At 32.5% G+C, this 12,608-nt stretch carries 8 protein-coding genes; 6 read left to right on the forward strand and 2 right to left on the reverse strand.

The annotated features are described in order from the left end of the window. Nucleotides 1–88 precede the first annotated feature (88 nt). The 6 genes from C4S29_RS04890 to C4S29_RS04915 all read left to right on the forward strand — a co-directional run bounded on the left by C4S29_RS04890 (nucleotide 89) and on the right by C4S29_RS04915 (nucleotide 9,208). Nucleotides 89–925: a GLPGLI family protein gene (locus C4S29_RS04890; protein ID WP_103912984.1), complete on the forward strand. Its 837-nt coding sequence runs from the start codon at nucleotides 89–91 to the stop codon at nucleotides 923–925. Nucleotides 926–1,321: 396 nt separating this feature from the next. After that, the gene (locus tag C4S29_RS04895; RefSeq protein WP_103912985.1) at nucleotides 1,322–2,152 is read left to right on the forward strand and encodes a 5'-nucleotidase, lipoprotein e(P4) family; all 831 of its coding nucleotides are present in this window, start codon (nucleotides 1,322–1,324) and stop codon (nucleotides 2,150–2,152) included. Between the two features lie 67 nt (nucleotides 2,153–2,219). Next, a complete protein-coding gene (locus C4S29_RS04900; protein WP_103912986.1) occupies nucleotides 2,220–3,008 on the forward strand; it encodes an SDR family oxidoreductase in 789 nt (262 codons plus the stop codon). Nucleotides 3,009–3,131: 123 nt separating this feature from the next. Beyond that, a complete protein-coding gene (locus C4S29_RS04905) occupies nucleotides 3,132–4,730 on the forward strand; it encodes a POTRA domain-containing protein (RefSeq protein WP_233740483.1) in 1,599 nt (532 codons plus the stop codon). A gap of 102 nt (nucleotides 4,731–4,832) precedes the next feature. Continuing rightward, a complete protein-coding gene (locus C4S29_RS04910; RefSeq protein ID WP_103912988.1) occupies nucleotides 4,833–7,271 on the forward strand; it encodes a PIG-L family deacetylase in 2,439 nt (812 codons plus the stop codon). 272 nt (nucleotides 7,272–7,543) lie between these two features. Beyond that, a complete protein-coding gene (locus C4S29_RS04915) occupies nucleotides 7,544–9,208 on the forward strand; it encodes a sodium:solute symporter (RefSeq protein ID WP_103912989.1) in 1,665 nt (554 codons plus the stop codon). A gap of 53 nt (nucleotides 9,209–9,261) precedes the next feature. Here C4S29_RS04915 and C4S29_RS04920 read toward each other — a convergent pair whose 3' ends face one another. Both C4S29_RS04920 and C4S29_RS04925 read right to left on the reverse strand, forming a co-directional pair. Beyond that, a complete protein-coding gene (locus C4S29_RS04920; RefSeq protein ID WP_103912990.1) occupies nucleotides 9,262–9,963 on the reverse strand; it encodes an HNH endonuclease in 702 nt (233 codons plus the stop codon). A 750-nt stretch (nucleotides 9,964–10,713) separates the two neighbouring features. Next, complete coding sequence (locus tag C4S29_RS04925; protein ID WP_159969827.1) at nucleotides 10,714–12,096, reverse strand: APC family permease; 1,383 nt, start codon at nucleotides 12,094–12,096, stop codon at nucleotides 10,714–10,716. Nucleotides 12,097–12,608 lie beyond the last annotated feature (512 nt).

The following is a 12,608-nucleotide window of genomic DNA, read 5'->3' on the forward strand; positions in this document are numbered from 1 at the left end:
GGGTTTATTTTTTCTTTCAAAAAATAAAATCTCACTAAACCTTGAATCTTGATACCAAAAATTCACTATTTTTATCAAAATTTAACTAATGAAACACTTTATTGCAGTCTTCTTATTCTTGTATATTGGAACTTCCGCTCAAACCCACCGTTTCATTTATGAAGTAAATTATAAAAAAGATTCTACATCAAATATAATAACTAAAGAATTTTACCATTTGGATATAAACCCGGAAAATGTAGAATATTATGGCAGAGATTATTTTATCATGGATTCTCTTATGACCAATAATGTGCAGATGACGGAGCAGAATAGTAAAGGCAGTCTGGGTGATATCATAATTCACGATAAAAACAGCCAAAATTATGACAATTATGAGTTGTTGCAATATGATATGATCCATCTAAAATCTGTGGACAAACAGAAATGGAAACTTTCTAAAGATAAAAAAACGCTCGGTCAATACAGTGTTCAAAAGGCAGAAACCAGTTGGGGAGGAAGACATTGGACGGCTTGGTTTGCAGAAGCAATTCCGTTTCCCGAAGGACCATACAAATTTAATGGGCTTCCGGGCATTATAATGGAATTATCTGATTCGAAGGGAAATTATAATTTTAAATTGATAAGATCTGAAAATTTTCCGGAAACCGTAAAAAGTCCTGTTCCTTCATTTTTTATATCAAAAGCAGTGTTAATCCTTAAAGAAAAATATGTCAAAACCAAAATGATGTATTATAATGATCCTTTGGCTTTTTTAAAAAATATGAATATCACATTAACGTCAGATAATTATGCAATACTAAAAGATGGAACAAAAGTCACATTAAATAACCAAAAAGAAGTAATCGCTAAACAACAAAAATTAATCAGAGATTACAATAATCCCATCGAATTAGACCAAGCGATTAATTATCCTTCAAAATAACTTTTTAAATTAATTTTATAAAAACAAGAAAATATTACATTATTTTAAGCTTAAATAAACCAAAACATTCAAATTAAAAATAAAATCATAAAATCCCATTTCTTTAAGATCAGGGATTTTTTTTGACCAAAAAAATTCCTAATTATAGAAGAAAATGATAGCCGTAAATTCAACAAAAATCACAAAAATTGAATCCTGAACAAAAAAGATTGATTTAAACTTTCACCATCAAAATTCTAAAATTTATGAACAATCTCTTTAACGTTCCATCAATTAAAAAAATCATACTATTTGCGTCGAAATTCAGATTTTTATTTCATATCTACTTTAACTATTAATAATTATAACTTTTAAAACATAAAACTTTTACTACTTTTGTGGTCTAAAATCTAATAAATGAAATTCCATAAAATTGCCATTTTACCCGTTCTACTATTGCTAATGACTTCTTGCAAAGTATCCATCAATACATTGCCAGAAAATCAAAAGGCAACGTCGGGCAAATCATTAAATAATATTACACTTAACGGAAAAATTTATTCTGCCCTTTGGCAGCAAAATGCGGGCGAATTTCGTGCACTTTGTTACCAAGCCTACAATATTGCACAAATGAGAATTGATGAAAATCTGCAAACAAAATCTACAAAACCTTTGGCTATAATTACCGATATTGATGAGACTTTTTTAGATAATTCCCCCTACGCCGTAACCGAAGCAGAAAACGGAAAAGACTACAACCCACAAACTTGGAAAAATTGGACGGCCAAAGCAGAAGCAAAAGCCTATCCCGGTTCATTAAATTTATTCAATTACGCCGCATCAAAAAACATCACCGTTTTTTATATCACCAATCGAGACGAAAATGACAGAGCCGGCACTTTAAAAAACCTTCAAAACCTAGGTTTTCCCTTTGCAGACGAAGCGCATTTACTAACCAAAACTACAACGTCCGACAAAGAAGCACGACGACTAGAAGTTCTAAAAAATTATAATGTTATTATCTATCTAGGCGATAATTTAGCAGATTTTTCTAAAATTTTTAATAAAAAACCACAAGCAGAACGCAATGCGTTGGTTGATGAAAACGCTAAACAATTCGGGAAAAAATTCATAGTTTTACCAAATTCTGGCTATGGCGATTGGGAACCCGCCTTGCCAGGTTTCAATTACCAATTGACGCCTTCAGAAAAAGACAAAGTTATTTTGGATAATTTGCGCGGATATTAGATTTCAACTTAAGGTTTTTACAAAATAACGCACAAACTTTTTAAATTTTACTTTTTACTTAAAATTAATGACAATAATTATCACAGGAAGTTCCGCCGGAATCGGTTTTGCTCTTGCAGAATATTTTGGTAAAAAAGGACATCAAGTTTTCGGCTTGAGCAGAACTTTTACGGAAAATCAATATTTCACCTCTATCTCCGCAGATGTTACTAAAAAAGAATCAATTTCAAATGCGATTTCCGAAATTTTAAAAGAAACTCAAAATATTGATCTACTTATAAATAATGCTGGAATCGGCATGGTTGGCCCTATAGAAGACGCATCGCAAGAAGATATATTAAAATTATTTAATCTAAATTTAGCCGGTTCTGTCATGATGATGAGCGCCGTTTTACCAAATATGCGTGCGCAAAAAAATGGAAGAATCATAAATATTTCAAGTATTGGATCCGAAATGGGCTTGCCTTTTCGCGGCTTCTATTCTGCCTCAAAATCGGCTTTAGATAAAGTAACAGAAGCCATTCGCTACGAAGTTTCACCTTGGAATATTGAAGTTTGCAGTTTGCATTTGGGCGATATCAAAACAAATATTGCAGAAAACAGAGTTCAAACAAAAGTTTCCGAAGCCTACAAAACTGTTTTTGAAAAAGTGTACGCGCAAATGAACAGCCACGTAAAAGATGGCACAGCGCCGATTGAAGTTGCGCATTTTGTAGAAAACTTAATCCATAAAAAATCCTGGAAAGCGCATTATTATTTTGGCAAATTTGGGCAAAAAATTGGCGTACCTTTAAAATGGATTTTACCACAGAATTTCTATGAAAAACTAATGCGGAATTATAATAAATTAGATTAAATATTGTTTTTAGTTAAACACAAAAGTGCAAATTTTTACAATATAAATCACATTATGCTGCAAGTTAAATATTGTTCTTTTGAGAAAATAAAATTAAATATCAATTTTAATTAAATTAAATTATTGAAATATCTTCTCTACTTTTTCTTATTTATTTGTAATTTTTCTTTGCACGCGCAAGAAAAAAAATTCATTCTGATTGATATTCAAAATAATCAAAAAAAAGTAGTTTCAGATTCGCTTTCGGCAGCAAAATTTTTAGATTCGCTTTCGCAGAATTCTTATTATTTAACGGAAGTTACGAACGTAAAAAAAACTAAAAACACCACAGAAATTTTCTTTGATAAAAAACAAAATTTCAATATTGCAGAAGTTCATCTTTCAGATTCTTTGGCGAAACAACTCAATTTATCAGAAAATTTTACAACCAAAAATTTAGATTCTTTAAAGCAAAATATCAATCAAAAATACCGCGACAAAGGCTATTCTTTTAATCGTGTAAAAACAAAATTTAAAGGTTTTAAAAACAAAATTCCGCAAGTAGATCTAGAAATTTCACTTTCAGAAAAACGCACAATTGATAAGTTTGTTTTAAAAGATTACGACAAAGTTCCAAAGCGATTTGTGAGAAATTTGGAGCAAGATTTTTTGCATAAAACTTATGACGATAAAACTTTACTTAAAATAAACAGCAGCCTGCAAAATCACCCATTTGTGCTTCTAGAAAGGCCGCCGCAAACTTTATTTAAAAGAGATTCTACAGAAATATATTTATTTTTAAAGAAAAAAGTCAACAGCACTTTTGACGGAATTATCGGCTTTGGGAATGACAAAACAGATAAATTCACTTTAAATGGCTCATTAAATTTGAATTTAAAAAATATTTTCAACGGCTTTGAAACCATTGGTTTATTCTGGCAAAGAAATCCGGATAGCGGACAAACGTTCAATTTAGGAACGGATATTCCGTATTTATTTAATTCAAAAATTGGCTTAAATTTAAACGTAAATATTTACCGACAAGATTCCACATTTGCGACTGTGAAAGCTATTCCAGGTTTTTATTATCATATTTCGAGCAATCAAAAAATCGGAATTCGTGGCACTTTTGAAACATCTGCGGTTTTAGATTCGCTTTACACGGCCGGAAAAGATTATACAAAGCAAGGCATTGGCATTTGGTATCAATTTACGAAACCAACAGAAACTGAAATTTTTCAATATCAAACGCGCGTCATTACAAATATCGATTATTTACGCGCCAATTATACGGATCAAAAATTTAATCAAATTCAATATTTTCTAAGCGCGGAAAATAATTTTCATTTGTCGGGAAACCATTACCTCAATCTCAATGGAGAATCGGCACTCATCAATGCCAAAAACGAACTTAATACGAATGAATTATTCCGCTTTGGCGGCTGGAATTCTTTGCGCGGTTTTAATGAAAACTCTTTGTACGCAGACTTTTACGCGTACGGCGGTGCAGAATACCGTTATCTTGTAAATCCACAAACTTTCTTTGATGTTTTTGGCCAATACGCGATTCTGAACAACCCAACTTTAGCAGGACAAGTTAAATTATACAGTTTGGGATTTGGCTTTAAATTCTTTTTGCCCATCGGATTAATGAGTTTACAGATTTCTAATGGTTCACAATTTGGCGAGGCTTTTAATTTGAAATCTACCAAAATTTCTTGGGGAATTTTGAGCCGTTTTTAAAGTGTTTATTTCACAAAAATTTTAGCAAACTTCTTTTAAAATTTATTTTGACTACATAAAAATTTTTTACCATTTTTTAAAATAACTTTTTAACTTTAGCAAATGGTAAAATTTTTATTTGGGATTGCGCTTTTTCTTTGCACCCCATTTTCAGCACAATCGGTCGCAAATAGTTCTTCCGAAGTCTATGACGATTTACTTCGCTTGCAAAATAATACGACAGTAATGTATTTGGCAGCACATCCGGACGATGAAAACACCAAAATAATTTCTTGGTTGACGCACGAAAAACACGTAGATGCGGTTTATTTATCTTTAAACCGAGGCGGCGGCGGACAAAATCTCATCGGGACAGAAAAAGGCGCCTTACTTGGTTTGCTCCGCACTCAAGAACTTTTGGAAGCCCGAAAAGTAGATCAAGGCAGACAATGGTTTACAAGAGCGATGGATTTTGGGTTTTCTAAAACAGCAAATGAAACCTTTGGATTTTGGGACAAACAGAAAGTTTTGTCGGATGTGGTTTGGGCGATTCGCAAAAATCGACCAGAAATTATTATTACCCGTTTCGATCCGAATTCTAATGGCCAAACACATGGCCATCACACGGCATCCGCAATTTTGGCGATGGAAGCCTTCGATTTGGCAGGTGACAAAAACGCATTCCCAGAACAGTTGAAATATGTGAAAATTTGGCAACCAAAAAGGTTATTTTTTAATACAAGTTGGTGGTTTTATGGCAGCAAAGAAAATTTTGATAAAGCAGATAAAAAAGATTTAATTTCTATCAATGTGGGTAATTACTATCCACTTTTGGGGATTTCTAATAATGAAATTTCTTCTAAAAGCCGCAGCAAGCACGCTTGCCAAGGTTTCGGAATGGCTTTGGAAAGAGGTAACGATTTAGAATATTTGAAACTTTTGAAAGGCGACCCACCAAAAACGAATGATATTTTTGATGGCATAAATTTAAAATCAGAATATAAACCTTTGCAAAACCAGATCGATAAAACTGTCGCAGATTATAATTTTAAAAATCCTGAACTTTCATTAAATAATTTGCTACAACTATACGATTTACTTCAAAAAGACAATCCCAAAGATTTAAAATTAGAAGCGGTAAAAGATTTAATTTTAAAATCCCAAGGTATTTATTTTGAATGGACTACGAAAAACACTTTCGGAACTTTAAATGAAGAAATCCCGACCATCATAGAAATTGCAAATAGAAGTGGTAAAAATCTGAAGTTTTCCTTTGATGATGCTTCTACAAAAGAAATTTCCGCAGGAGAAGATTTTAAAGAAAATCAAAAATATAAAATCACGAACGAAAAAATTTCTAATCCTTATTATCTTAAGAAATTGCCAAAAGACAATTTGTATGTTGTAGAAAACCAAGAAGATATTGGTTTACCGGAGATTTCAACCGCGATTAATAAAAAAATCACAATCGATTTTGGTTCTACAAAAATTGATTTTAATGTTCCGCTTCAGCAAAAAACAACAAATCCTTCTATTGGTGAACGATACGAACCATTTTACACCGTTCCGGCTTTTGTCGCTAATTTCGAACAGGAAAACTATATATTTAACGCCAAAGCGAAAGAAATTACAATAGAATTACAAAATTTTAGTGGGAATTCTAAAGCAAAAGTTTCATTAAAATCTGATAAAGATTGGAAAATTTCGCCTTCCCAAAACGTAAATTTCAAAGAAATTGGAGAAAAGAAAAAATTAATTTTCACTGTGGAGCCCCTTTCGAAAAATACGACTTCAAATTTAGAAGCCGTTGTAGAATCAAATGGTAAAACTTACAACCAATCATTAAATGTTGTTGATTATCCGCATATAAAGAGACAAATTTGGATTAAAAATGCGCAAGTGAAAATTCAAAATTTAGATTTAAAAATTCCCGATGTTAAAATTGCTTATATTAAAGGTTCGGGAGACGAAATTCCATCATCATTGCGCGCCATTGGTTTGCCGGTTAAAGAATTAGACATAAAAACCTGGAATCCCTCTCTTTTGAAAAATTATGATGTTCTAATTTTGGGGATTCGTTCTTACAACGTTAATTCTGAAATGGCAGTTATTAACAAAGATATTTGGAAGTTTGTAGAAAACGGAGGTTTGATAGTGAATCAATATCAAACAAATCGAGGACTTTTAACCGATGAAATTGCGCCATTACAATTAAAATTGGGTGGAAATAGAATTTCTGAGGAAGATGCAAAATTAAAAATGCTGGTTTCAAATCATCCTGTTTTTAATACTCCAAATAAAATTTCTGAGCAAGATTTTGATAATTGGATTCAAGAAAGAGGTTTGTATTTTGCGGACAGTTGGGATAAAAAATTTGTTCCGCTTTTAGAAGGAAATGATGCGGGAGAATCTCCGAAACAAGGGATTTTATTAGTGGCAAAATATGGAAAAGGTACTTATGTTTACACAGGATTGTCTTTCTTCAGAGAATTGCCTGCAGGTGTTCCGGGTGCTTATAAATTGTTTATGAATATTTTGGCTTTGGGAAATACCAAAAAATAGATATTAAAAAAATCGTACACAGATTTCACGGATTTCCACAGATTTTTTTTTCGTTACGATAGGAAAAAGTTATTTTTAATTTCTAAAATTAAAGTTTTAAATAATTTTTAATCTGTGAAAATCTGTGAAATCTGTGTGCTGATAATTATAAATAAAAGGTGTTTAAATATGAACGAAGAAAAAAATACAAACTGGAAAAAACTTTATATTTCACTTTTGATGTTTACTTTTTTGTTGATCATCGCGATGCTAATTTTTCAAAATCATTATAAATGAAGCAATTAGACTGGTTAGTTCTCATTTTCGTTTTGCTATTTATTGTGATTTATGGCATTTATAAATCGAAAAAAATAAAAACTTCCGAATCATTTCTAGGCGGAAAAACCAATCCGTGGTGGATGGTTGGGTTGAGTATTATGGCGACTCAAGCGAGTGCAATTACTTTTCTATCTACGCCTGGGCAAGCCTATAATGATGGTTTGGGATTTGTGCAATTCTATTTTGGTTTACCGATTGCAATGGTTATTTTATGCGTTTGGGTGCTTCCCAAGTTCTTCAAAATGAACGTTTTAACGGCTTATGAATATTTAGAAAAAAGATTCGGACTTTCTACCAGAATTTTAACCGCCATTTTATTTTTAATTCAAAGAGGTTTGGCCGCAGGAATAACCATTTTTGCGCCTGCCATAATCTTGTCAACAATTTTAGGTTGGAATCTAATGTTGACCAATATTGTTATCGGCAGTTTGGTGACGATTTACACTTTGGCTGGTGGAACGGAAGCGGTAAGCCAAACGCAAAAACAGCAGATGATTGTGATTTTTATCGGGATGTTTTTGGCGTTTTTTTTAATTCTAAAAAATTTACCTTTAGATTTGAACGACGCTCTTTTATATTCTGGTTCTATGGGCAAAATAAACCCCGTAAGTTTTAAATTTGATCTAAATAGCCGCTACAATATTTGGTCTGCGTTATTGGGTGGAACTTTTTTATTTTTGAGTTATTTTGGGACCGATCAGAGCCAAGTTCAGCGATATTTAACTGGGAAAAGTTTAAAAGAAGCGAGATTGGGACTGCTTTTTAATGGTTTATTTAAAATCCCAATGCAGTTTTTTATTCTTTTTATTGGCGTGATGGTTTTCGTTTTTTTCCAGTTTGAAAAAACGCCTTTAAACTTTAATCCATTATCTCAAAAACTTCAAAATAATACTGAATACAAATCATTAAATGCAGATTTTGATAAAATTTATCAAGAGAAAAAAGAAAAAATAGCAGAATGGGAAAATGGGCATTCAGACGCTGTAATGTCGGAATTAAAAGTTTTGCAAGCAAAGGAAGTGGTGATTCGGGAAGATGCTAAAAAAATAATTGACAAGGCTGCGCCAGACATCGAATCTAATGACAAAGATTATGTTTTTATCTATTACATTTTACATTATTTGCCAACGGGCATTGTAGGTTTATTAATTGCCGTAATCCTCTCTGCTGCGATGAGTTCTACTTCTTCGGAACTGAATGCTTTGGCAACAACAACGGTAGTAGATATTTACAAAAGAAATTTTGTGCCGAATATTTCCGATAAAAAATATTTATATGCGTCACGACTTTTTACATTAATGTGGGGAATGATCGCCGTCTTTTTCGCCGTCAATGCGAGTTTATTTGAAAATTTAATTCAGGCCGTGAATATTATTGGTTCTTTATTTTACGGAACTATTCTAGGTGTCTTTGCGATTGCCTTTCTACTTCCCAAAATTGGTGGGAAAGCGACAATGTGGAGTATTTTAATAGTAGAACCGATCATTATTTTGCTTTATTTTTTAAATGTAACAGAAGTCATTAAGTTAGAATTTCTATGGCTAAATCCGATTGGGTGTTTGTTGATGATTGGGGTTGCGGGGGTTTTGGAGAGATTCGTACGCAGAGAAGTGACGTAGAAAATTAAGAATGATAAATTAAGGAACTATTTAACATTTGAAAAAATAAAGTATTAACTTTTTAAGTTAAAGATTGTATCCAAATGATATTGAAGAAATTCTTTTTTAGGCAAATAGCGCTGAGGAAGTGATATCAATTTGTTCTCTAAACTTTCAAAATACTTGGCATAGTAATCTTCATCTTTCCTCTTTCTTAACTTTTCAGAGATTAAAATCTTATATTTTTCATTGATCCCGATTAGACCTTTGTCAAATGCCTTATCATAAAGTGCAGACAAACAAATTCCATTTTCGGGATTTAATCTTTCTTCTTCATTTTTTGACCAAGGAATGATGTGACTCGCAAAAAGTAATTCTGGTAAATCAATACCTGAAATTGCACATTTAACAGAATAATTAGCAACAACAATTTGTCTAAAAACATTTTGATTAACTCTTGTCTTCACCTCACGAATTTTAGTTTCCCCTTTTAAATTCCTTAAATCAAATAGCAATTCATCAAATTTGCTTTCAATTGTTAGATTTTCTTTTTCTGCTAAAATACTTTCACTCAGAAAAATTAACTCACCTTGATTTGTAAAAAATTCATCCCAGATTGGTTGACATTGTTTAATCCCACCAACCATTCCTTTAACACCGCGATTTTGATGATAAGGATCGCAAGAAGCAAAATTACCAAGTCTAATAGAAATTGAACTTGTACTTCTGCCAATAAGGTTAGCCATTTCAATGACCTCTGGTGTTTTAGAATGCATTTTTCCAAATGGCAATTTTAAATACAAATTGAACACTAATATTAATTCCTCACGAGACCATCATCTTTTTTCCATATTTACTTATTTAAAGCAGTCATCAAAATTTTATTTTATTTCCCATTATTTAAAATGCTATCTACTTTAAAAATCAAAAGTTTCATTATTCAGTCTAATTTACAAAAATGAAAAATAATTTTTTTTTCTAGAAATCATTATTTCATCCGGAAATATTTGATCTGATTATATAGTTAATTAAATATACATCAAAAAATTATAATTTAATATTAAATTAGAAAGTAATATAATACACTAGAACATCAGTTAAATGGTAGATTGAGTTGATTCAATATAATATCATTAATCTATTTTTAAAAGAAAAAGAGGCAGAAAACAAGAATTACTTGTCCTTATTAATTTTGATGTATAATATAAATCGGTACAGTTCAGTTTCAATACTTCAAATAATCCAGACTTTTTAGAAGAACAAGAAAATAAATAAAGAAAAAATATATATCAGCGGATTTTAAAAATCAGAAATGGGATCTGAAAAAACTTTATAACTACACTACATTTCGTGGCTCAGCGAAGCCTGTTACAATTTTCTTGGCAGAATTGATGCGGACCGTAAAGGCGTTGTGAAAGCAAAATGATGAAGAATATGGTGTATATCTACGACCATAAAATATAACACTTTTTCCGATTTAAAGCCAACGCAATCCTTTTTATATCATCATAAACTTACAATGTAACTTACTCTTTAGTTGCATCAACTTTTTCCTTACTTTTCCAGTAGTAATAAAATGGCAGACCGGAAAATATAAATCCAATTCCAATCAAAGATTTCCCTGGTGATTCCACAAGTGAGATCACCATTAGAATAATACAAAACAGAACAAATATGATCGGAATGACGGGATAAAAGGGGGTTTTGTAGGTTCGTAAAAGGTTTGGTTCTTTCACACGCAGAATAATGACGCCGAGAACAACCATACCGAAAAAAATAAAACCTGTGATCACCAGCATATCGGTAAGGCTGTCAAACGATCCGGAAAAAATAAGGATACACGCCCAAATGCACTGGTACTTTAAAGCATTGTGGGGCGTTTTGTTGGTTGAATGAATTTCTGCTGCACTTTTGAAGAAAAGTCCCTTCTTTGCCATCGCATAATAAATTCGGGAAGAAAGCAGAATAGTGGCATTTGTACAACCTGCGGTAGAGATGAGGATCATTCCGCTGATGATGTATGCACCACCACTTCCAAAAAGTTTGTTGATGACAACTACCGCAGCAATCCCGTTTTCATTCTTACCCAAAGTTGCCAGCATTTCATCAATCGGCATAATATAGAGGTACGCTGTGTTGATCAGCAAATAGGTTACTATTACAAATAAAATTCCGATAGTTAAGGCGCGGGGTAAATTTTTAGCAGGATTTTTTATCTCTTCGCCAATAAAACCCAAAGCGATCCAGCCTTCATATCCCCAAAAGGCATTTCGCATCGCCAAGACCATAGCCATGAAAATCCCAATAGCTGTAAATCCATCTTGCGGATAATCTTTTGAAACAGTTTCGAACGTTTCGATACTCCCGTGAGAACTTGCAAAAGCCGAAATAATGATGAGCAAAATAGCAGTAAGAATAAGCAATACAAATACAAGACTAATCTTCCCACTGCTTTTAGCGCCTTTTACATTTACCAATGTGAGTGCGATTATCAACATACAGGCTACAATCTTTCCTCCGAAATTAGAGAAAGGTTCCAATCCTAGAAAGCTAATATTCTGCAGTTGCTGCGGCAGTTGTGGTAATGTAAAAAAAGTATCGAGCGCGCCAGCAAAAACAAAAGCAATTGATGATATGGCAGCGGTCTGTATCACCGTGAAACAAGACCAGCCATAGAGAAAACTAACTGTTCTGCCATAAATTTTTTCCAACCAGCTAAAGGCACCACCCGAGTGCGGAAACATGACCGCCAGTTCGGCAATACTTAAAACACCAAATAAAATAATTATTCCCGCTAAAAGCCAAGCTAAAACCACCAACCAAGGTTCGTGAAGAAGTTCACTCATTGGTGCTACTTTTTTAAAAACTCCAGAACCTATAATAGAACTCATTAATATTACAATTGCCATTTTGAGTCCGAAGGAACGTAGAAGTGAAGTAGGTTTTTTGTGTTGTTGCATAAATAAAATAGATTATATTGGATCATCTTTACTAATTAAGAATACACTATTGCTATTTAACTGGTAAAGTTCTTTGAATTAAAAAATGTGTTTCTAATATACTATTTTAATTTTTAACGGATAAATTGGGGTTTAAAAATTATCTGAATTTAATAATTGACTTATAAAAGGTATTCGAAATCTATAAATCCTCAATTCGATGATTCTTTTAGCATCAAATACTTAAGTAAAAACTGTTTGATATAATGAGAAAGAAATTTAACCAATTATTTGAAACTTGTAACCTTATCATTGTTAAGATTCAGTAATTAATCTCCGACAGAAGAACAAGATCTGTTGAAATTAAGCAATGTCAAGATTTCCGCCCAAAAAAAATCCCCACACAAAAAAATGTGTGGGGATAAAAAAAACTGGCGGCGACCTACTCTCCCGCGTGTTGCAGTACCATCGGCGCTAGAGGG

This window comes from Halpernia humi, assembly GCF_900108025.1.
GTDB lineage: Bacteria > Bacteroidota > Bacteroidia > Flavobacteriales > Weeksellaceae > Halpernia > Halpernia humi.

Coding starts and splice junctions, on each gene's coding strand:
- C4S29_RS04890 (WP_103912984.1), top strand. CDS start 89: ATGAAACACTTTATTGCAGTCTTCTTATTCTTGTATATTGGAACTTCC.
- C4S29_RS04895 (WP_103912985.1), top strand. CDS start 1,322: ATGAAATTCCATAAAATTGCCATTTTACCCGTTCTACTATTGCTAATG.
- C4S29_RS04900 (WP_103912986.1), top strand. CDS start 2,220: ATGACAATAATTATCACAGGAAGTTCCGCCGGAATCGGTTTTGCTCTT.
- C4S29_RS04910 (WP_103912988.1), top strand. CDS start 4,833: ATGGTAAAATTTTTATTTGGGATTGCGCTTTTTCTTTGCACCCCATTT.
- C4S29_RS04915 (WP_103912989.1), top strand. CDS start 7,544: ATGAAGCAATTAGACTGGTTAGTTCTCATTTTCGTTTTGCTATTTATT.
- C4S29_RS04920 (WP_103912990.1), bottom strand. CDS start 9,963: ATGCATTCTAAAACACCAGAGGTCATTGAAATGGCTAACCTTATTGGC.
- C4S29_RS04925 (WP_159969827.1), bottom strand. CDS start 12,096: ATGGCAATTGTAATATTAATGAGTTCTATTATAGGTTCTGGAGTTTTT.